Genomic DNA, 21,508 nt, shown 5'->3' with positions numbered 1-21,508 from the left:
GTGATTATCTGACGATTGGTCACCCCTTCGACGAGAGGACGCGTCCGCCGACGTCACACCACCGTCACCGGGTGCCGGACCACCGCGTCGAAGAGGTAGCCCTGAGTGTTGGGCGTCGTGGCACCGGGCTGGGCGCGGCCCGCGGAGTCGGTGGCCCGGGCCAGCAGGGCGTACGCGCCCGGGGCCGGCGGACGCCAGTCGGTGGACCAGCGGACCCAGCCGGCCCGGCGCGGCGCGTCGTGCAGCCGGGCCCGCCGCCAGGTAGCGCCCCCGTCGGTGCTGACGTCGACCCGGACGATGCCGCCGGCCCCGGACCAGGAGCGGCCGGTGAGCCGGTGCTCGGTGGCGTCGAGGCTCGCGCCCCACTCCAGCTCCCAGGCGCTCTTGACGGTCTGCCGGGTCAGCGGCGCGCTGCCGCCCTCCGGGTACGCGTCGCCGAACAGCCGGTAGAAATCGGTGTTCCAGGGCGAGTACAGCGGCCGTGCCGACACCTCGATGTCGCCGACCCACTTGATCGAGGCGACGCCGATCCAGGACGGCACCAGGACCCGCACGGGGTGGCCGTGGTCGTACGGCAGCGGTTCGCCGTTCATCTCGTACGCGAGCAGCACGTCGTCGAGCGCCTTGGACAGCGGCAGCGGGCGCCGCACCGGGCCGAGGTCCGTGCCGTCGGCCGTGACGTAGTCGGGATCGAGGCCGCGCGGCATGACGTCGACCGCGTGGGGGCCGAGCCCGGCCCGCCGCAGCACGTCGGCGAGCCGGACACCGGTCCAGCGGGCGGTACCGATCGCGCCGAGCGTCCAGGCCGTGCCGGCGACGGTGTCGCCCTGCTGGCTGGTGAACAGGCTGCGCCCGTTGCCCGCGCACTCCACGAAGGCGGTGCGGGTGACTTTCGGCAGCCGCTTGAGGTCGTCGAGGGAGAACTCGACGGTCCTGCGGTGGACGAGGCCGTCACCCCGGACGGTGAGGGTCCACTCGGCGGCGTCCAGGACGGGGGTGGAGGTGTGGTTGCGGACGAAGAAGTGGTCGACGGGGGTGTGGTAGCCGGTGCCCGCGAGGGCGGCGAACCTGGTCTCGGCGTTGGTGCCGCGCACGGTGAACCACGCCTCGGGGAGGGGTTTGACGATGCCGGCGGCGGCCGTCGCGGGCGTGGCGAGGGCGGTGGGCACGGCCGTGGCGGCGAGCCCGGCCGCCGCCACGAGCCGGAGCATGTCGCGCCGGGAGACCCCGTCGGCACGGGCCTCACCGGCGAGCCACTGGCGCAGCCTGCGCCGGTCGTAGGCCAGTTCACGGGCGGATTCGGGGGTGCGCATGGGTACGGGCCTGCCTTTCGGGCGGGGGCGGTACGCGGACGGCGGCGACTCGACCGGGACTAACGGGCCACGGCCCGATCGGCACCGGGCAAGGGCGCGTTCGGGGGTCGCTCGGGGCGCGGAGGAACGGGCCGCGGGGAAAGGGCCGTTCAGACGATGACGATCAACAACAACAGCGAGGGGACGCGAGCGCACGGAACCGCGGGGCGGCGGGGCGGCGTCGGCTGCTGATCACCCGGCCCATGGTACGAGGCCGCGGCCCGGGCCGACAGGGAATCCGACGGAAGCCACCGCCGGGACCGTGACCGATTCCGGGGGGCGCGGGTCCACACCATGCCCGGCGACACGAAACCACGCGCGGACCGACAGCGGGAGAACGGTGCCGGCAGCGAGGGCGGGCCGACAGCGGGAGAACGGTACCGACAGCGGGCGCGGCGGCGGGAGGCCGGGCGGGGGACGGGAGCGGGCGCGCGCGGACGGCGGTGGGGCGGCGGTCGCAGGTGGGGGTGGGAGGGTGCTCGGGGCTCAGGGTCAGTTGGTGTCCAGGATGTCCAGGCCGGTCAGGGCGCTGATGGGGTCCGTGGCCGGGGTGCCGCGGGGCCACCAGTCGTCGTGGCCCGGTTCCGCTTCGTAGGCGTACCACAGGCCGTCCCGGCCCAGGCGGAGTTGGACCTGGCCCCGCGGGTGGGTGAGGTGGTTGCACCAGGGGCGGAACGCGGGGAGGCCGGCGGCGAGCAGCAGCGGGCGGGCCCGGTCGAAGCGGCCCGCCGGCGGGTCCCAGGGCTCCTCCAGCGTGGCGAGCCCGTCCCGTCCGCCCTGCCGCCAGGCGGCGACCGCGCGCGCCAGCTCGGCGGGGGTGCGGCCCGCGGCGGCTGCCAGCGCGGAGTAGAGCGCGCGGGCGGCGGCGGTCAGACCGGAGCCGGGGCGGGCCGCGGCCAGCCGCACCGCGTCCTGCCACAGCGTCAGCTCCCCGACCGTGTCCCGCCCGGTGGACAGCAGCGCGTGCGCCCGGGCGGCGGCGTCCGTCGCCAGCTGGTCCAGCACGAAGGGGTCGGGGCCGCCCGGCGCCGCCGGGTACACCGGGGGCTGTCCGGGATGCGCGGGCGGCGACAACGGCGCCGGGAGCGGGGGGAGTTCACGCGCGGCCAGGGCCTCGGCCGCCCGTACACCGGGCAGCGGGCGCGGCTGCCGGTCCTGCGCGGCGCGGGCCGCAGCGGTGGCGCTGCGGCGGGACAGCGCGTCGAGCAGTTGGCGTTCGCCACGGCCGCGCAGCAGGAGCAGGACGAAGGGATCGGCGTCCAGCAGCCGTGCCGTCTGGTAGCAGAGCGCGGCGGCGTGCTTGCACGGATGGCCCGAGTCCGGGCAGCTGCATCGCGGGTCGAGGTCAGCGGCGCCGGGCAGCAGCGCGGCTCCGGCCTCGGCGAGGGACACGGGCAGTTGCCGGTCGAGCAGCGCGGCGATGCGGCCGGGTCGGTCGGCGGCGGCGTCGAGGAACCGCTCCCAGTCCGCCTCGTCGAACGTGCGCAGCCGCACCTGCACCCGGTAGGGCCGCGGCCGGCTTCCCCGCACGTAGGCCAGCACGAGTCCCGGTGTCACGGTGATCGCGTCGACGTGCCCCTGTTCGGCGTACCCCCGGCCGCGCGCCAGCCGCTTGGCATCCAGCGCGCCCCGCTCCAGCGCCTCGATCCAGGCCTGGCCCCACCAGGTGGCGGCGAAGGGCGCGTCCGTGCCGTCCGACGGCGTCCGGCCGGGAAACGCCGGGAAGGTACGGCGCAGTTCACCGTCGCGGTGGGGGCTGGCCATGGTCCGGGGAAGGCGCGGCGGACCCGTCCGGGTCCCCTGGTCGGTCGGGGTGCCGGTGTGCTCGGTGGCTGGGTCGCTCGATGGCGTCGGAGCGGGGTGCGCGGCGGGCGGTGGTGCGGACGTCCGGGGCGGCCCGCCGGCCCCTCGTGGCTCCCGGCGGGCCGCTCGAAGGGCGTGGCGGGCCGCGTCCGCGGGGCGCCCCGCGGACCGGGCGTGCGAGCCGGCCGGACGTTCGGTGTCCGGGGTGGCTTCGCCGGCGGGAGACGGGGCCGCGTCCGGCACGGCGTCCGTGCCGGAGCGCGGCCCGCCGAGGCCATCTCGTCGTGCCGCCGTGACGAAGGCGGAGCCGGGGCCGTCCCGCCGCGCCGCAGTGCCGGAGGTGGCGTCGGAGTCGTCCTGCCCTGCCGCCGCGCCGGAAGTGCCGTCGAGGTCGTCCTGTCCTGCCGCCGTGCCGGAGGTGGCGTCGCCCTCGTCCGCCCGTCGGTCGCCGCGCCCGGCGGGGTCCGCGGACACGGCCGGTCTGATCGCGGCCCGGGCCGCGTCGCCGGGCCTCGGTCGCCGCGCGGGAGGGGCGCCCTCGCCGTCGGTGCCGTGGGGCGCCTCGCCGGCACCGAACGCGGCTCCGCGCGGCACGTCCTCCGTCGCCTTCGCAGCGGCCCCGCGCGGACGCCGCTCCACCGCACGCGTGCCGCTCCCGCGTGCCGGCCCGTCCGCCGCGTCGCCGGGCGCCGCCCGCGAGGGCGCCCGCGCCGCCTCCGAAGGCACCGCACGCGACGGCGTCCGGGCCGCACCCGAAGCCACTCCCCGTGCCGTCCCGCGTGAGAGCGTCCCCACCTCTTCCCCAGCCGTACCGGGCGAGAGCGTCCCCGCCTCTTCCGCAGCCGTACCGCGCGGTTCCTCCCCCGCCTTGCTCGCAGCCGTGCGCTGTGGTGCGCCGTCGCCTGACCGCTCCCGGGCGGCTCGCAGGGCGCGGCGGGCGATGTCGGCGGGGCGTTCCCGGTCGGCCGTCATGCCGTCCTCCGCAGTGACACCAGGTCGGACAGCTCACGGTCCGTCAGCTCCGTGAGGGCCGACTCACCGGAGCCCAGGATCGCGTCCGCCAGGGCGCGCTTGGACTCCAGCATCCGGGCGATGCGGTCCTCGACCGTGCCCTCGGTGACCAGGCGGTGGACCTGCACCGGCTGGGTCTGCCCGATGCGGTAGGCGCGGTCGGTGGCCTGTTCCTCGACGGCCGGGTTCCACCAGCGGTCGAAGTGGACGACATGGCCCGCGCGCGTGAGGTTCAGGCCGGTGCCGGCGGCCTTGAGGGAGAGCACGAGGACCGGGGTCGCCCCGCTCTGGAAGCGGTCCACCATGCGTTCCCGCTCCGGTACCGGTGTGCCGCCGTGCAGGAGGTCCACGGGGACCGCGCGGGCGCCCAGGTGGGCGGTGATCAGCCGGGCCATCCCGACGTACTGGGTGAAGACGAGGGCGGAGCCGTCCTCGGCCAGCAAGGTGTCCAACAGCTCGTCGAGCAGGGCCAGTTTGCCGGAGCGTGCGGCCAGGCGGTCCCCGGGCGGCGGCTCCTTCAGATACAGCGCGGGATGGTCGCAGATCTGTTTGAGCGCGCCGAGCAGCTTGAGGACCAGGCCCCGGCGTGCGATGCCCTCCGCCGTCTCGATGGCGAGCATCGACTCCCGCACCACCGCCTCGTACAGCGCGGCCTGTTCGCGGGTGAGCGGCACCGGGTGGTCCGTCTCCGTCTTGGGCGGCAGTTCGGGGACGATGCCGGGGTCGGACTTCTTGCGGCGCAGCAGGAAGGGCCGCACCAGGCGGGCCAGCCGGTCCACCGCCTCCTGGTCCTCGCCGTTCTCCACCGCGCGCGCGTGCCGGGCGCGGAAGGACTTCAGCGGGCCGAGCAGTCCGGGCGTCGTCCAGTCGAGCAGCGCCCACAGTTCGGACAGGTTGTTCTCGACCGGGGTGCCGGTGAGGGCGACGCGCGCGGGCGTCGGGACGGTGCGCAGCGCCTTGGCCGTGGCCGAGTACGGGTTCTTGACGTGCTGTGCCTCGTCCGCGACGACCATGCCCCAGGGCTGTTCGGCGAGGCGGGGCGCGGTCGAGCGCAGGGTGCCGTACGTGGTGAGGACGAAGCCGCCGGCCAGGCCGTCGAGGGTGCGGTCGGGGCCGTGGAAGCGGCGGACCGGGACGCCGGGCGCGAACCGGGCGATCTCCCGCTGCCAGTTGCCGAGCAGGGAGGCGGGACAGACCACGAGGGTGGGTTCGTCGCGGGCCCGCTTCAGGTGCAGCGCGATGACGGTGATCGTCTTGCCGAGGCCCATGTCGTCGGCGAGGCAGCCGCCGAGGCCCAGGGAGGTCATCAGGTCGAGCCAGGCCAGCCCGCGCAGTTGGTAGTCGCGCAGCGTGGCGTGCAGTCCGGCGGGCGGCCGGGCGGGGCGGATCCCGGCCGTCAGGCGGTCGCGGAGTGCCACGAGCGCCCCGACCGGCACCGCCTCGACGCTCTCCCCGTCGACCTCCGCGGTGCCGGTGAGCGCCACGGACAGCGCGTCGACCGGGTCGAGCAGGCCCAGTTCGCGCTTGCGGGCCTTGCGGACCAGCGCGGGGTCGACGAGCACCCAGCTGTCGCGGAGCCGGACCACGGGGCGGTGCGCCTCGGCGAGCGCGTCCATCTCGGCCTCGCTGAGCGGATCGCCGCCGAGGGCCAACTGCCAGCGGAACTGGAGCAGTTCCTCGCTCTCGAAGAAGCCGGTGCCGTCGGTGGCCGAGCCGGGCGCGGAGCGCACCACCGCGGTGGCCGTCAGGTCCTGCGCCAGGTCCCGGGGCCAGTGCACGGCGACCCCGGCCGCCGCGAGCCGGGTGGCCGCCACCCCGAGCAGGTCGCCCAGTTCCCCCTCGGACAGGGCGAGCACGTCGGGCACGTCCTGTTCGGCGAGCCGGTCCAGGGGCGGCCATACGCGGGCCGCGCGGCGGACGGCGAGGGCCGCGTCCACGCGCGCGCGTGGCCCGAACGCCGTGTCGGCCTCCCCCGCCCACAGGGCGGCGGCGTCGGCCACCAGGGTGGGGTCGGCGAGGCTGTGCACCTGGACGATCGCGGCGCCCGCGCCGCGGGTGCCGTCGCCACCGGGGCCGGTGTCGAAGAGGTCGTACGCCGACAGGTCGAGGCGGAGCGAGATCCGCACGCCCGCGTCCATGCCCGCGGCGACCTCCGCCGCCCAGTCGTGGGCGCCGGGCAGCAGGTGGGATTCCCGGGCGGCGAAGGGGCCGCCGCAGGCGTGGGGGGCGGCCGGGGTGCGGGGCAGGGCGTCGGCGACCGCGTCCAGGAAGGAGCGCACCAACGCCTCGGGCTCGGGCAGCCGCAGCGGGCCGGGGCCGGGCAGCGGCACGGCGTGGCCCTCGGCGGGCAGGGCGGCGGCGACGGCGCGCAGATGGGCGATGTCGTCGGGCTCCAGAGGGCCGGCCCGCCAGGCGTCGTGCCCGGCGGGGGTCAGGCCGGGCAGCAGCCGGCCGCGGGCGGCGAGCCGCAGCGCGTGCAGGGCCGCGGCCCCCCAGCAGGCCGTCGCCGGGTGAGCGGCCGGATGGTGGCGGGCCCGCACGAGCAACGGGAGAGCCGCGTCGAGCGGCAGGGTCAGCGCGGGCACCGTCCTGCGGCGCACGCCCGCGCCGTGCCGGCGTACGACGGTCAGCTCGTCGTGGCGCACGAGGGTCGGCTCATCGCGGAGCGCGCGAGTCGGCTCGTCGGGGCGCATGAGGATCGGCGCGTCGTAGCGCGCGATGGTCGGCTCGTCGCGGCCCACGAGGGCCGGCTCGTCGTGGCGCGGGACCGCCGGCCGTCGCTGGTCGGCGGCCGGATGCGGCTCGGCCGCCGCGGGTGCGCCCGGCAGGGGGCCGCCGTCGGGGTCCCAGAAGGCGATCCGGCCCTCGCGCGGGAGCGCCGCGGGCAGGTAGACGGCGGCGAGCCGCACCGGGACGGGAGCCTCACCCCGTCCGGGTTCCACGGTTCGCCCGGCCACCGCGGCCGTGTCGCTCATACGTCCTGCCACCTCCCGCCCGTGCGTCGGACCAGACGTCTTCGACTGTACGGGCGGGGTCTGACAGCCGGCCCCGGCGGCCGGTCGGCGCCGGTGCCGTCAGGGCACCGTGCGCGAGACGACGTAGACCATCGGGTAGGTCGGGTCGGACATGTTCACGACCACGTCCTGGCTGGGCGCCGGGTTTTTCTGCTTGCGCGTGAAGCCCGACCACGGGCCGGGGCCCGTGAAGTCCCAGCCGGTGATCTTCTGGTCGCGGCCGCCGATGGGCAGTTCGTCGGGCTTCAGGTTGTCCCGCCGCATGCCGAGGGCCTGCAGATAGCTGTCGAGTCCCGCGACGGTGGTGCGGAACTGGACGTAGAGCCGGCTGGTCTTCCAGTTGTTGGTCTCGTAGTAGGCGATCTGGTCCGCCGGGTGCGGGACGTTCACCTGGTAGAGGCGGCGCTGCACCTTCGACGGCCAGCCCGCGCTGAGACCGGTCGCCGAGTATTTCGCCTCCTTGGCCTTGCCGCTGTCGCGGCTCTGGGCGGCGGAGATCATCAGATAGCCGGCCGGTACGCCGATGAGCAGCCCGATGATCAGCAGGGTGAGCGCCCGGCGGCGGGCCTTGCGGCCGGGGCTCTCGGCGGGCCGTTCCCGCAGGTCGGGCGGCTCGGACTGACGCGGCAGCGAAGCGGTCATGCGGTGTCCCGGGGTCGGCGGGCCTCCGCGTACCGTTCGTAGCGCTCGTAGCGCTCCACCCGGCGGCGCTTGGCCCGGCGGAAGCGGCGGGCGACCAGCCGGGCGAGGTCGGCGGCGCCGACCATGCCGGCCTCGGGGCCGAGCTGGGCGCGGGTGATGCGGGCCTCGGGGCGGTAGCCGCGGCCGGTGAGATGGCGTTTGAAGGCGTCGCGGGCGGGGCCGATCAGCAGGTCGTCGGCGGCCGAGACGCCGCCCCCGATCACGAAGCAGGACGGGTCGAGGGCCGCCGCCAGGTTGGCGATGCCGACGCCCAGCCACTGGCCGATGTCCTGGAGCAGTTCGACGCACATCGCGTCGCCCTCGCGGGCCAGTTCGGTGATCATCGGGCCGGTGATGTCGCCGATGTTGCCCTTGACGTGCTCGATGATCCCGTACGCCACCGGGGAGTCGGCGGCGGCGAGTTCCCTGGCCTCGCGGACCAGCGCGTTGCCCGAGCTGTACTGCTCCCAGCAGCCGCGGTTGCCGCACGGGCAGCGGTGGCCGCCGGGCACGACCTGCATATGGCCGAACTCGCCCGCGACCCCGTACTTGCCCCGCTTGACCTGGCCGTCCTCCAGGATGGCGCCGCCGATGCCGGTGCCCAGCGTGATCATGACGAGGTGGTCCTCGCCGCGGCCGGCGCCGAAGCGCCACTCGGCCCAGGCGGCGGAGTTGGCGTCGTTGTCGACCAGGACGGGCACGGCGAGCCGGCCGGCCAGCCGGTCGCGCAGCGGCTCGTTGCGCCAGGACAGGTGGGGGGCGAACAGCACGCGGTTGCGGTCGGCGTCGACCCAGCCGGCCGCGCCGATCCCCACCGCGTGCACGTCGTGCCGGTCGGACAGGTCGAGGACCAGTTCCACGATCGTGTCCTCGACGACCTTGGGACTCTTGGACTTGTCCGGGGTCTCGGTGCGCAGCCGCTCCAGGATGTTGCCGTCGGCGTCGACGACGCCCGCCATGACCTTCGTGCCGCCGATGTCGATGCCCACGGTGGGCACTCGGGGGGCGGTCAGGTGGGACCGGCGTTCTCGCGTGCCGACCGTGCGCAGGACGGGGGCTCTGCGGGAGCCGATGGGGGCCGTGAGGTCGCGGTAGGTGCTCATCAGGGCCGATTCTGCCTCACCGCGGCGGCGGGTGGGGTACGGGGACCTGATGGGGCCCGGCGCCTCAACCGCGCCGCAGTTCGTGGCGCAGGGCCTCCAGGTCGGCTCCGCCCGCCATCTGACCGGTCAGCTCGTCCAGGGTGATCTCGTCCCGTGTGTGGTGGCCCACCATGGTGCCGCGCCGCAGCAGCACGAACCGGTCCCCCACCAGATACGCGTGGTGCGGGTTATGGGTGATCAAGATGACACCCAGGCCCTGATCACGTGCCGCCGCCACATATTTGAGGACCACACCGGACTGCTTCACTCCCAGTGCGGCGGTCGGTTCGTCCAGGACCAGGACCTTGGCGCCGAAGTACACCGCCCGTGCGATGGCCACACACTGGCGTTCACCACCGGACAGCGTTCCGATCGGCTGGTCGACGTCCCTGAGGTCGATGCCCATGCGCAGCAGTTCGGTGTGGGTGGTGCGGCGCATCAGGTCGACGTCCAGGCGTCTGAACGGGCCGAAGCCGGTCCGCGGCTCCGAGCCGAGGAAGAAGTTCCGCCACACCGGCATCAGGCCGACGACGGCGAGGTCCTGGTAGACCGTGGCGATGCCGCGGTCCAGGGCGTCGCGCGGTGAGGCGAGGCGCGTCTCCTCGCCCTCGATGCGCAGCGTTCCGCCGTCGTGCCCGTGCAGCCCCGCGACGATCTTGATCAGGGTCGACTTGCCCGCGCCGTTGTCGCCGAGGACACACGTGACCTCGCCGGGGTGGACCTCGAGCGAGACGCCCTCCAGGGCGCGCACGTTGCCGTAGTGCTTGCTGACGTCGGACAGCTCCACGAGGGGCGTACGCGTCTCGTTCCGGGTCATGGGGTGGCCTCCGCGCGCTTGCGGACCCAGGCGTTGAGCAGGGTCGCGAGGAGCAGCATGGCTCCGAGGAAGAACTTGAACCAGTCGGGGTTCCACTCGGCGAAGACGATGCCCTTGCTCGTCATGCCGAACAGGAGCGCGCCGACCGCCGAGCCGACCGCACTGCCGTAGCCGCCGGTGATGAGGCAGCCGCCGATGACGGCCGCGATGATGTAGATCAGCTCGTTGCCGACGCCCTCGCCGGACTGGACGACGTCGTACGAGAAGAGCAGGTGCTGGCCGGAAATCCAGGCGCCGAAGGCCACGCCCGTATAGAGGCCGATCCTGGTCCTCTCGACGGGGACGCCGACGGCACGGGCCGCGTCCTTGTTGCCGCCGACCGCGAAGATCCAGTTGCCGGTGCGGGTGCGCAGCAGGATCCAGGACGCGACGGCGACCAGGGCCAGCCACCACACGATGGTGATCTTGAAGTCGACGCCGCCGAGGGTCAGGGTCGAGGCGAACACGGCGCGGGCGGCCGGGAAGCCCTCCATGTCGGCGACGGTCTTGGTCGAGACGGTGCCGTCGATCAGCTTGGTGAAGCCGAGGTTCATGCCGGTCAGCATCAGGAAGGTGCCCAGCGTGACGATGAAGCTGGGCAGCCGGGTGCGGGTGAGCACGAAGCCGTTGAAGAAGCCGATCGCGAGCGTGGCGAGGAGGGAGACGCCGGCGCCGACCCAGACGTTCGCCGTCATCTGGTAGCTGAACATCGACGAGATCAGCGCGGAGGACGTCACCATGACGCCGGCGGACAGGTCGAACTCGCCGCCGATCATCAGGAGCGCGACGGGGACCGCCATGATGCCGATCGTCGAGGATGCGTACAGGACCGTGCTCAGGCTGCTCGCGCGCAGGAACCCGTCGGCGGCGACGGCGAAGAACAGGAAGACGGCGAGCGCGCCGACCACGGAGCCCAGTTCGGGACGGCCCAGCAGGCCGCGCAGCGGCGAGGTCCGCAGAATCCTTTCATCAGAGGAGGTCGGCAGCGCGCTCATCGGGTGCCCCGCTTCGTGTACTCGGCCAGCTCGGCCGCCTCGTCCTCGGTGACGATCTGCGGACCGGTGAGCACCGGCCGGCCGCCGCCGAGAACGTCGCCGTTGTACTTGTACGCCCACAGCAGGTCGACGGCCTCGTAGCCCTGGAGCCAGGGCTGCTGGTCGACCGCGAACCCGAGGCTGCCGTCCTGCAGCCCGGCGGCGACCTTGGCGTTGAGGTCGAAGGTGTCGATCTCGGCCTTGCTGCCCGCGTCCGAGCGCGCCTTGACGGCGGTGTCCGCGTAGGGCGCCCCCAGGGTGACGACGGCGTCGACGGACGGGTCGGCCTGGAGCCGGGCCCCGATCGCGGACTGCACGTCGGGCATGTTGGTGCCGTTGACGTAGAGGTTGTCGACCGAGCCGCGGAAGGTCTCGGCTACGCCGGCGCAGCGCTGCTCGTGGCCGACGTTGCCCTGCTCATGCAGAACGCACAGGACCTTCTTGCGGCCGCGCTCGTTCAGCTCCTCGCCGACGGCCTCGCCGGCCACGCTCTCGTCCTGTCCGATGTGCGCGAGCGCGCCGAACGCCTTGGACCGCGCCGAGCCCGAGTTGACCGTGATCACCGGGATGCCGGCCTTCTCGGCGCGGGCCAGGGCCGACTTCAGCGCCTCGGGCTTGGCCAGGCTGACGATGATCCCGTCGACCTTCTTGTCGACGGCCGCGTCCACGAGTTGTGCCTGCTGCTGGGCCTCGTCGTCGTGCGAGTACAGGAAGTCGATGTTGTCCTTGACGGCGGCCTGCTTGGCGCCGTTCTGCACGATGTCCCAGAACGTGTCGCCGTCTCCCGAGTGGGTGATCATCGCGAAGGTCCAGCGTGGGGTGTCCACCGCCGCCCTGCCCTGGGCCGCCGCGACCTTGCGGGCGTCCTCGGCCCGTTTGCCGCCGGTGCTGCTGCATCCGGCGAGGGTCGCGCCCAGCGCCCCCGCCACCGCGATGCCTACCCAGGTCCGAAACCGTGCCACGAGGCCGTGCCCTTCTTGCCGTGCTCTGACGTACGCGAGGGGCCGCCGGGTGATCGGGCCGGCAGCCCCAAACGTCCTATTGTCGGACACGGGAATCACGGGTTCCGCGGCGGGGAGGGCCGACCGGTCAGATTGTCCGGACATCGCGACGCATCCGGCCGTCCGGCCGGGAGCGCGGGAGGGCCGCCGCGACGGGGACGCGGCCGGGCCCGGGGCCATGCCGTCCGGGCTCGTACGAGCTGCCCGCCGGGGCCGCACGCGCCGCCCGCCAGGGCCGTACGGACTGCCGCCCAGGCCGTACGAACTGCACACCGGGGCCGTCGAGCTGCCGGTCGGGGCCGCAAGGCTGCCGGTCGGGGCCGCCAGGCTGCCGGTCGGGGCCGCCAGGCTGCCGGTCGGGGCCGCCAGGCCGCCGGTCGGGGCCGCCAGGCCGCCGGTCGGGGCCGCCAGGCCGCCGGTCGGGGCCGCCAGGCCGCCGGTCGGGGCCGTAGGAGCGGTACGTCGGCCCGTCAGGGGCGTACGAGCAGCTGGAACTCGAAGGAGTAGCGGGACGGGCGGTAGATGTGGTCGCCGAACTCGACCGCGCGTCCGGTGTCGTCGAAGGTGGTGCGCTGCATGGTGAGCAGCGGGGCGCCCTCGGCCTCGCCGAGCCGTTCCGCCTCGGCCGTCGTGGCGCCCCGGGCCCCGATGGACTGCCGGGCGCTGTGCAGGGTGATCCCGGCGGCGCGCATCAGCCGGTACAGGCCGGTGGCCTCCAGTTGCCCGGTGTCCAGGTCGAGCAGGCCGGGCGGCAGGTGGTTGACCAGGTACGCCATCGGCTCGCCGTGGGCCAGCCGCAGCCGCTCGATGCGCTGCACCTCGCTGCCCTCGGCCACCCCGAGCGCCGCCGCCACCTCGGCGGACGCCGGGACGACGGTGTTGACGAGGACGGAGGTCGCGGGACGCTGGCCGGCCGCCTCCAGATCGTCGTAGAGGCTGCTCAGCTCCAGTGGGCGTTTGACCTGGCTGTGCACGACCTGGGTGCCGACCCCGCGGCGGCGCACCAGCAGCCCCTTGTCTACGAGGGACTGGATCGCCTGGCGGACCGTGGGACGGGACAGGCCGAGCCGTCCGGCCAGCTCGATCTCGTTGCCGAGCAGACTGCCGGGCGTGAGCGCTCCGTGCTCGATCGCCGCCTCCAGCTGTTGGGACAGCTGGAAGTACAACGGGACCGGCGAACTGCGGTCCACGCTGAGATCGAGCGCTGCGGTCGAGTCCACTTCAGGTTTCGGCACGGCCCGAGCGTAGCTCCGTGGCCGGTTGACGGGAAGTTGTGAGGTTCGATTGTCCGGACATACGGATTGACAGCGTCCGGGGTCGGCCCCCACTTTGTTTCCATGCGCATCGGGGTCATCGGTACGGGCCGCATCGGCACCATCCATGCGAACACGCTGAGCCGTCATCGCGAGGTCGGTTCGCTGATCCTCACGGACGCGGACCCGGCGCGGGCCCAGGAACTGGCGCACCGCCTGGGCGAGACGGCGGCGCCCGGGGTGGACGAGATCTTCACGTGGGGAGTGGACGCCGTGGTGATCACCACGGCGACCTCGGCCCACGCCGAACTGATCGGCCGTGCGGCCCGCTCCGCGCTGCCCGTCTTCTGCGAGAAGCCCATCGCCCTCGACCTGCCGGGCACCCTGCACGCGCTCGCGGAGGTCGACGCGGCCGGCACGGCCTTGCAGATGGGCTTCCAGCGGCGGTTCGACGCGGGGTACGCGGGCGCGCGGGAGGCCGTGCGCTCACGGCGGCTCGGGCGGCTGCACACGGTGCGGGCCATGACCGCCGACCAGTCCCCTCCCCCGGCCGAGTGGCTGCCGCTGTCGGGCGGGCTGTTCCGGGACACCCTGATCCACGATTTCGACGCGCTGCGCTGGGTGACCGGACGCGAGGTGGTCGATGTGTACGCGACCGGGTCCGACGCCGGCCCCGCGATGTTCCGGGAGGCCGGCGACGTCGACACGGGCGCCGCCGTGCTCACGCTGGACGACGGCACCCTGGCCACGGCGACGGCGACCCGGCTGAACGGCGCCGGCTACGACGTCCGGATGGAGCTGGCCGGGGAGCTGGACACCGTCGTGGTGGGGCTGGACGACCGTACGCCCGTCGCCTCGACCGAGCCGACCGGGCCGCCGCCCGCTGACAAGCCCTGGGCGGGGTTCCTGGACCGGTTCGGCCCCGCCTACGAGGCCGAGCTGTGTGCCTTCGTCGAGGTGGTGCGCGGCGAACGGGCCAACCCCTGCGACGGGCACGAGGCGCTGCAGGCGCTGCGCGTCGCCGAGGCGTGCGAGGTGTCCCGGCGCGAGCGGCGACCGGTGCGGCTGACCGAGATCGAGGGCGGCGACGAGACGCGGCCCACACCCAGGCCACCTGTGTGGTGACACCGGCGGGCGCCACATGGGCAGGGGCTACATGGACGGGGCCACATAGGCAGACGCCACATGGGCAGGCGCCACACAGGGGGTGCCACATAGGCAGGGCGTACGGCTACTCGCAGGACGGCGGCTGTGGGTCGGTGATCCATTCGAGGGCTGTTTGGCGGCGGCACTTTCCCGGTCGACGGCCAAACCGGTCCGCCGGGCTAGCGTGGCCGCACCGCACCCGTCCTTCACGAGCCGCCGCCGGCCATGGCGCTCTGGCGGTTTTCCAGCGAGCGAGCAGAGGAAGCGCCCGACATGTCCAATCACTTCACCGGCCTGAGCCTTGGGCCGCCGCTCGGCGACCAGCGCCTCGATCTGTGCGACCTCTACGCCTTCCAGGCCCCGGGCGATCCGAGCAGGACCGTTCTCATCCTCAACGCCAATCCCAACGCCGATGCCCTGCACCCCGACGCCGTGTACCGGCTGAACATCGACAACGACGGCGACTATCTGACGGACATCGCCTTCAGCTGGGTCTTCGGCCCGCCGGCGGCCGACGGTTCCCAGACCTACAGCGTCTTCATGGCGACCGGTACGGAGTCCCGCAGCCCCGAGGCGGTCGGCACCAAGATCGTGTCGGATGCCGCCGCCTCCTTCGGCCCCCGGGCCAACGTGGTCGACAGCGGTGCCTACAAGGTGGCCGCCGGCAGCCGCAGCGACGCTTTCTTCTTCGACTTCGACGGCATCAAGAACCTGTTCGACACCCGGGGCAACCGGAATTTCACCGCCCCGCACCTGAGCGGGCAGTCCCCGTGGACGGGCGTCGACTCCAACGTCGCGGCCAACGTCTTCTCCATGGCCGTCGAGGTGCCGACCGCGGAGCTGGCGCCCCAGCCCGAACTGCACATCTGGGGCCGGTGCAGTGTCCAGCGCGACGGCCGGCTCGTCCACGCGGACCGGGCCGGACACCCGTCGGTGAGCAGCTTCTTCAACACCGACGAGACGAAGGAGGAGTACAACGCCAGCGAGCCGGTCAACGACCGTGCCAGGTGGACGGACCAGTTCGTCCACCTGCTGGGCCACACCGGCGGCTACACGCCCGAGGAGGCGATCGCCGCGCTCGACGAGCACGGCATCCTGCCGGACGTGCTGCACTTCGACCCCTCCAGGCCGGCCGCGTACCCCAATGGCCGGACGTTCACCGAAGACGTCATCGACATCCGCGTCGCGTTCCTCACCAAGAACGAGGCACCGCCCACCGGTCTGACGCCGCACACCGACACCCTGGACCGGTTCCCGTACCTCGGCGACCCGCACCCGGCAACGGCGTCCTGAGGGCTCCGGCGGGGAGTGCTGACGGGTCCTACGAGCGGCCCGCGATGCCGGCGGCGGCCGGGTGTGGGGGCCCGGCCGCGTCGCCACAAGTGGGGGTCGGCCCGCGTCCTGGTCCCTTACCGCCCGGCGCCGGAGCAGGGCACGACCGTCAGCGGAGCGGACTCGACGGTGCTCGACGTCCCGTCGGCCCAGGTGCCGGTCACGCGGACGGTCACCGTGTCGCCGAGGTACTTGCCCAAGAGGTGGAACCGCGGCCTGGTCGCGCCCGCCACCGGCCGGCCGTTCACGAGCCACTGGTAGCTGAACTCCGCATCCGGGCTCCACTTGCCCGGGTCGGCCGTCACATACCCGCCGGCCTTCGGCGAGCCCTTGATGACCGGCGTGCCCGGCGCCTTCAGCCGGTAGTGATAGAAGGTGACGTTGCCGGGGCCGTTAGGATCGGGCTGCTCCCGGTTGAGGATGTTGAGGGTGAGACCGTCCCGGGTCTCCAGGAACGACAGACCCTCGACCTCCTGGTCGTAGGGAACCTTGAGGTTGAAGAGCACCTGGACCTCGCCGGTCGTCAGGTTGGCGCGGGACACGTTCTTCCCGTCGTCGTCCGAGGCGAAGTACATCCAGCCGTCATGGATCTTGCCGCCCTGGGCCTGGTCGACCGTCTGCGACAGCGGGATGTAGCGGTTGAACGTCCAGTCGCGCAGGTTGTAGACGGCGATTTCCGTCGCATCGTTGTAGGCCATGCCGTAGGCGAGGCCCTTGCGCGCGTCGACGGCCACCCAGCTTGCGATGTCCTTCACGCCGTGCGGCGGGTTCAGGGCGGCGGCCTGGCCGGTGTAGCTCAGACCGGCCGCGTTGTAGACGGCGAACACCGGTGTGTCGTACCGGCTGCCGGTCACCGAGTCGCGCGTGCTGGTGTCGAGCGAGATGTAGAGCTTGCCGTTGGCGTAGTCGATGTCGCCTATGTGGTTCAGGCCCTTGTAGGCGAGCGGCGAGGGATTGGCCAGTTCGGACGGAATGGCCGGCGAGCTCTTGGAGATCGTGTTGTACCGCATGTCCGTGATCTCCAGCCCGTTGGTGCTGGAGAAGTACCAGTGAGTGCCGTCGGTGGTGACGCCCTGGTCGCGCGAGCTCTCGGCGTCGCCGGTGAACACGTCCTTGCCGATGAACTGCCACTTCTCCGCCTGCGCGGGTGCCGACGTCACGGGTGCCGACGTCACGGGTGCCGCCAGAGCGGGTGCCGGCGCCACGGCCGCGCCGACCAGGGCGAGTCCGGCGACGAAAGTCCTTCTGGTGGAACGTCCCATGTTGACTCCATGTGCTCCGCCGGCGGACGACGCATGTCCGCCGTGTCGGCCCAAGTCCTACGAGGGCGAGTTTGCGCCACCACGGCGGCAGCATGACCGCACGCTGAACCTCGGCTGCGCCGGAGTTGATCGGCACCTGGAGACGGCACGGGGGCTTCGCCGGCACCGGTGCGGCGGGGCTGGAGGCCCGGCCGGGCAGAGGGCCGGGCCTCCAGCAGGTCGCACCGTTCCTCGGGCTGTTCGGCGGGGGCCTCAGCAGTCGTAGTCGACGAGGTCGAACGTGGCGTAGTGGTCGGAGGTGTAGTAGTCCTCCTGGTACTCCTCACCCGTGACGATGCGGCGCGCACCGCGCGTGGAGGAGCCCGGGGTCTTCACGGTGTATTCGTGGTAGTAGCCAGTGGGGTGGCTCGGCAGGATGCCTTCCCGGTTCTGGAAGACGCTGCCGTCCTGTGTGTACGGGAACGGGCCGCCCCGCTCGATCAGTTCGAGCGTGTCGTACGCCTGGGAGGGCAGGTCGCCGTAGCAGATGCTGCCGACCGCGGCGGCCGCCGGGGTGGCGGTGACGGTGCCGCCGACGAGAAGGGCGGACAGGACGGCGGCTGCGGCGCCGATGCGAGTGATGCGTGGGGGGAATCTCATGCCGCCATGATGACGCGCGTAGAGCATGGCATGTCAATGACAACCGAGCAGAACTTCCCGCCAAGGCCCATGAATTAGCGGGAAGTTAACCTGGCGCCCGGCTCTACTCCGGCAGTGCGTACGAGCCGTACTCGGGGCGGCCCGCGGTGTCGTACGTCTGGATCGAGACGCCCGCGGCCGTGACCCGCCCCGCGGTGCGGCGGAAGGCGGTCGGGGTGGCGCCGGCCGTGAACAGCCGTTGGCCTGCGCCCAGGACGACCGGGAAGGTCAGCAGGTGGACGGTGTCCACCAGGCCGAGGTCCAGCAGGGAGCGGACGAGCGCGCCGCTGCCGTGCACCTGGAGTTCGCCGTCCGTGCGCTCCTTGAGGGCGGTGACCTCCTTGGCGAGGTCGCCGCGTACCACGCTGGTGCCGGACCAGCCGGGCGCGTCCAGGGTCGCGGAGGCGACGTACTTCGGCAGGGAATTCAGCCGGGACGCGACCGGGTCGGCGGGGTCGGTCACCCGCGGCCAGTGCCCGGCGAAGATGTCGTAGGTGCGGCGGCCGAGGAGGAAGGCACCGGCGCGGTCGAAGACCTCGGAGATGAACCCGGCGAAGTCCGTGTCGCCGTAGGGAACGGTCCAGCCGCCCTGAGTGAAGCCGCCGCGGGTGTCCTCGCGCGGGGTGCCGGGTGCCTGGTAGACGCCGTCGAGGCTGACGAAGAGGGTGGAGACGAGCTTGCCCATGGCGGGTTCCTGCTTCCTGGAGCGGGGTCTGCGGTCGGCAGTGCAGACCCCGCGCGCCCCCGCAACTCATCGCTTCACCCCGCGCGCGTCGCGAACAGCCCGCCCGTCGGTCCCTGCTTGTCGCCGCCCTGGGACTCTTCAGGGCGTTGGCAACCCGGGCTGCGGGGCACCAGCGCCGTCGGGGAAACGGTGAGGGCGGCAGTGCGGGTGCGTGGGGGGCGGGCGCGCAGTTCCCCGCGCCCCTGGGTGAAATAGCCCTGCCGTGAACTCCCAAGCGACCCGGGCTATGGGGCACTAACGCCGTCGGGGAGCGGTGCGGGTGCGTGGGGGGCGGGCGCGCAGTTCCCCGCGCCCCTGGGTGGGATGACCCTGCCGTGGACTCCCAGGTGGCCCGGGCTATGGGGCACCAGCGCCGTCGGGGAGCGGTGCGGGTGCGTGGGGGGCGGGCGCGCAGTTCCCCGCGCCCCTGGGTGGGATGACCCTGCTGCGGACTTTCAGGCGGCGGCGCGGCGGCCGGCGTCGATCAATGTGTCAGCCGTTCAGTTGGTGGTGGCGGGCCTTCAGGCGGGTGGCGCCTTCGGGGGTCAGGGAGCCGTACAGGCGTAGTCGTGAGATGCCGCCGTCCGGGTAGATGTCCACGCGCGCGTGCGTGCCTACGGCCGGTTCCGGCAGGGCGAAGCGGTGGTTGGTGTCCGGCTGGAGGCGGGTGCGCGGGACGATCTCGGTCCACTCGCCGCCCTCGCCGTCCCGCACGGACACCGACGCCCAGCCGGCGCTGTTGCCCTTCAGGCAGGCGGTGTCGATCTCGACCGCGCGGACCGCGGCCCGTGCGGCGAGCCGGTAGCGGATCCAGTCATGGCCCTGGTCGCGGCGGCGCCGCGTCTCCCAGCCTTCGTCCATCCGGCGGGAGCGGCCCGGCTGAATGGTGTGGGTGGCGGGCGAGTAGAAGCGGTCGGAGGCGTCCTCGACCCGGCCGCCGTTCTCCAGGGCGACCACGTCGAAGGTGCCGAGCACGGCCAGCCACGCGGGATCGGGCACGACCTCGCCGTACACGCGCAGGCGCGCGATGCCGCCGTCGGGATGCTGGTTGACCCGCAGGTGCGTGAAGCACTGTTCGACGCCGACCTCGAAGCCGTTGGCCGCGTGGCCGCCGACCGGGGTGCGCGGCACCAGCATCGTCCACTTCACGTCGTCGGACAGCAGCGCCTCGGGCGACGGGGAGCCGGGCACGCAGGCGCCCTCGACGGACACGGCCTGCGGATGGTTGCCACGGAAGTGGGCGGTGTCGACGACGATGCCCCGCACCACGCCGGGCGCGCCGAGCCGGACCAGCGCCCAGTCGTGGTCCTCGGCGGTGGGCCAGGGCCGGGCGGCGGAGCCACCGCGGCGCCGGCGTGTCTCCCAGCCGTCCATGACCTTGCCCTTGTGCCCGAAGCGCTCGGGGTCGAACTCGGCGCGCCCGGGCCGCAGCAGGTTCTCCCGCTGGGCGAAGAACTCGTCGTTCGCCGCGATGACGGCGGCGCCGAGCCGGCGGTCGGCGAGGTCGGCGTGGTGGGTGAAGGGGAAGTCGCCGGTGCGGTAGTCCGCGTACGGGTCACCGCCTGCGTAGGGGCTCGCGTCGCCGGTGAAGCCGGGAATCGCCGTCACGGTGATCAGGGGTTCCTTTCGGAAGTCGGCCGCTGCGGCTGTGCGGGGGCGGCTCAGCGGGTACGGCTCAGCAGGTGGCCCTTCGGTTCGGTGAACTGCCCGTCGGCCAGGATGCGTCGGCCGCGCAGCCAGGTGGACTTCACGACGCCGTACAGGGTCTTGCCGGCGTATGCGGTGACCGGATTGCGGTGCTGGAGGCGGGCCGGTTCGACGGTGAAGGTCTCGTCCGGGGCGAGGACGGCGAAGTCGGCGTCACGGCCCGGGGCGATGGCGCCCTTGCGGGCGTCGAGGCCGACGAGCGCGGCCGTGCGGGTCGACATCCAGCGCACGACGTCCGCCAGGTCGTGGCCGCGCCGCCGTGCCTCGGTCCAGACGGCGGCCAGGCTCAACTGCAGGCCGGAGATGCCACCCCAGGCGGTGGCGAAGTCGGCCGTCTTCAGGTCGGCGGTGGCGGGCGAGTGGTCGGTGACGACGCAGTCGATCGTGCCGTCGGCCAGCGCCTGCCAGAGCAGGTCCCGGTTGGCGGCCTCGCGGATGGGCGGGCAGCACTTGAACTCGCTGGCGCCGTCGGGGACTTCCTCGGCGGTCAGGGTGAGGTAGTGCGGGCAGGTCTCCACGGTGACGCGTACGCCGTCGGCGCGGGCGGCGGCGATCAGCGGCAGCGCGTCGCTCGACGACAGATGGAGCACGTGCACGCGCGCGTCGAGCCGCCGGGCCTGTGCGATCAGCTGCGCGATGGCCGTGTCCTCGGCATCGCGCGGGCGGGAGGCGAGGAAGTCGGCGTATCTGGGACCGCCGTGCCGCGGGGCGGCGGCGAGCCGGTGCGGGTCCTCGGCGTGCACGACCAGCAGGCCGTCGAAGGAGGCGGTCTCGGCGAGCGTCCGGGCGAGCCCTGCCCGGTCGAGGTGCGGGAACTCGTCCACGCCGGACGGCGACAGGAACGCCTTGAAGCCGAAGACCCCGGCCTCGTGCAGCGGGCGCAGGTCCTTGACGTTGCCGGGCAGGGCGCCACCCCAGAAGCCGACGTCCACGTGGACCTTGTCGGCGGCGACGGCCCGCTTGGTGCGGAGGTGTCCGGCCGTGGTGGTCGGCGGGAGGGAGTTGAGGGGCATGTCCACGAGGGTGGTGACGCCGCCGGCCGCCGCCGCGCGCGTGGCGGTCCAAAAGCCCTCCCACTCGGTGCGGCCGGGGTCGTTGACGTGCACGTGGGTGTCGACCAGGCCGGGCAGCAGGACGTGATCGCCGAGGTCTTCCAGGCGGGCTCCCTCGGCCACGGGTGCGTCGTGCGGCAGTACGGCCGTGATCGTCCCGTCGGAGACGGCGACCGAGGCGGCCCGCGTTCCCTCCGGGGTGATGACACGCGTCGAGCGCAGCACCAGTTCGGCGTCGGACACCCGGGCCCCTCTCTGCCGCCGTTCGCTTCCAGAAACGGGATGTACGCCCACACAACGGAATTCAACGATCTGTTGAAGGAGTCTTCACTCCCGCTCCGCCGACGTCAAGGGCCATACGGCCCGACGGACCGTCTACACAGCCACCCTGGACGTTTCCACAAGGTGGAATTAGAATTCCGGCAAGCAGAACGTGGCTCTGCACAAGCGGGGAGTCAAC

Annotated in this window: 16 protein-coding genes; 2 read left to right on the top strand and 14 right to left on the bottom strand. The window is 73.3% G+C overall.

Going from position 1 to position 21,508, the window contains the following annotated elements:
- Positions 1 to 53: 53 nt before the first annotated feature.
- From ACIRFL_RS25580 to ACIRFL_RS25540, 9 genes are all read right to left on the bottom strand, one after another.
- Positions 54 to 1,313 carry a sulfite oxidase gene (locus ACIRFL_RS25580; protein WP_404032624.1) on the bottom strand — a complete coding sequence of 420 codons (1,260 nt, stop codon included), beginning with the start codon at positions 1,311 to 1,313 and terminating at the stop codon, positions 54 to 56.
- 531 nt (positions 1,314 to 1,844) lie between these two features.
- Entirely contained in the window at positions 1,845 to 4,127 is a 2,283-nt protein-coding gene (locus tag ACIRFL_RS25575; RefSeq protein ID WP_404032621.1) for an SWIM zinc finger family protein, read from the bottom strand.
- A complete protein-coding gene (locus ACIRFL_RS25570; RefSeq protein WP_404032618.1) occupies positions 4,124 to 7,141 on the bottom strand; it encodes an SNF2-related protein in 3,018 nt (1,005 codons plus the stop codon). Before ACIRFL_RS25570 ends, ACIRFL_RS25575 begins: the two co-directional genes overlap by 4 nt.
- A gap of 99 nt (positions 7,142 to 7,240) precedes the next feature.
- A complete protein-coding gene (locus tag ACIRFL_RS25565; RefSeq protein WP_404032615.1) occupies positions 7,241 to 7,822 on the bottom strand; it encodes a sugar kinase in 582 nt (193 codons plus the stop codon).
- Positions 7,819 to 8,964, bottom strand: coding sequence for an ROK family glucokinase (locus ACIRFL_RS25560; protein ID WP_388706551.1), 1,146 nt, complete (start codon positions 8,962 to 8,964; stop codon positions 7,819 to 7,821). Before ACIRFL_RS25560 ends, ACIRFL_RS25565 begins: the two co-directional genes overlap by 4 nt.
- Positions 8,965 to 9,028: 64 nt before the next feature.
- Entirely contained in the window at positions 9,029 to 9,820 is a 792-nt protein-coding gene (locus ACIRFL_RS25555) for an ATP-binding cassette domain-containing protein (RefSeq protein WP_404032612.1), read from the bottom strand.
- Entirely contained in the window at positions 9,817 to 10,854 is a 1,038-nt protein-coding gene (locus ACIRFL_RS25550) for an ABC transporter permease (protein ID WP_404032609.1), read from the bottom strand. Before ACIRFL_RS25550 ends, ACIRFL_RS25555 begins: the two co-directional genes overlap by 4 nt.
- Positions 10,851 to 11,855 (bottom strand): sugar ABC transporter substrate-binding protein, encoded by a 1,005-nt coding sequence (locus ACIRFL_RS25545; protein WP_404032606.1) that lies wholly within the window; start codon positions 11,853 to 11,855, stop codon positions 10,851 to 10,853. Before ACIRFL_RS25545 ends, ACIRFL_RS25550 begins: the two co-directional genes overlap by 4 nt.
- Positions 11,856 to 12,364: 509 nt before the next feature.
- Positions 12,365 to 13,114: a GntR family transcriptional regulator gene (locus ACIRFL_RS25540; RefSeq protein WP_404032649.1), complete on the bottom strand. Its 750-nt coding sequence runs from the start codon at positions 13,112 to 13,114 to the stop codon at positions 12,365 to 12,367.
- 117 nt (positions 13,115 to 13,231) lie between these two features.
- Between ACIRFL_RS25540 and ACIRFL_RS25535 the strand changes: the two genes are divergently transcribed.
- Together ACIRFL_RS25535 and ACIRFL_RS25530 are read left to right on the top strand one after the other, a co-directional pair.
- Positions 13,232 to 14,272, top strand: a complete 1,041-nt coding sequence (locus tag ACIRFL_RS25535) for a Gfo/Idh/MocA family oxidoreductase (RefSeq protein ID WP_404032603.1) — start codon at positions 13,232 to 13,234, stop codon at positions 14,270 to 14,272.
- A 294-nt stretch (positions 14,273 to 14,566) separates the two neighbouring features.
- Positions 14,567 to 15,586, top strand: coding sequence for a DUF4331 family protein (locus ACIRFL_RS25530; RefSeq protein ID WP_404032600.1), 1,020 nt, complete (start codon positions 14,567 to 14,569; stop codon positions 15,584 to 15,586).
- Positions 15,587 to 15,702: 116 nt separating this feature from the next.
- Here ACIRFL_RS25530 and ACIRFL_RS25525 read toward each other — a convergent pair whose 3' ends face one another.
- From ACIRFL_RS25525 to allB, 5 genes are all read right to left on the bottom strand, one after another.
- Positions 15,703 to 16,887: a hypothetical protein gene (locus tag ACIRFL_RS25525; protein ID WP_404032598.1), complete on the bottom strand. Its 1,185-nt coding sequence runs from the start codon at positions 16,885 to 16,887 to the stop codon at positions 15,703 to 15,705.
- A 252-nt stretch (positions 16,888 to 17,139) separates the two neighbouring features.
- Positions 17,140 to 17,526, bottom strand: a complete 387-nt coding sequence (locus tag ACIRFL_RS25520) for a ribonuclease domain-containing protein (RefSeq protein ID WP_404032596.1) — start codon at positions 17,524 to 17,526, stop codon at positions 17,140 to 17,142.
- 103 nt (positions 17,527 to 17,629) lie between these two features.
- Complete coding sequence (locus ACIRFL_RS25515) at positions 17,630 to 18,250, bottom strand: dihydrofolate reductase family protein (RefSeq protein ID WP_404032593.1); 621 nt, start codon at positions 18,248 to 18,250, stop codon at positions 17,630 to 17,632.
- A gap of 531 nt (positions 18,251 to 18,781) precedes the next feature.
- Complete coding sequence (gene alc / locus ACIRFL_RS25510; RefSeq protein ID WP_404032590.1) at positions 18,782 to 19,897, bottom strand: allantoicase; 1,116 nt, start codon at positions 19,895 to 19,897, stop codon at positions 18,782 to 18,784.
- Positions 19,898 to 19,950: 53 nt separating this feature from the next.
- A complete protein-coding gene (allB, locus tag ACIRFL_RS25505) occupies positions 19,951 to 21,291 on the bottom strand; it encodes an allantoinase AllB (RefSeq protein WP_404032588.1) in 1,341 nt (446 codons plus the stop codon).
- Between the last annotated feature and the right edge of the window lie 217 nt (positions 21,292 to 21,508).

The organism is Streptomyces sp. NPDC102462 (assembly GCF_044765425.1).
Lineage (GTDB): Bacteria > Actinomycetota > Actinomycetes > Streptomycetales > Streptomycetaceae > Streptomyces.
Note: the sequence above shows the minus strand (reverse complement) of the source record. Positions and strands in the feature narration are given on the sequence as shown.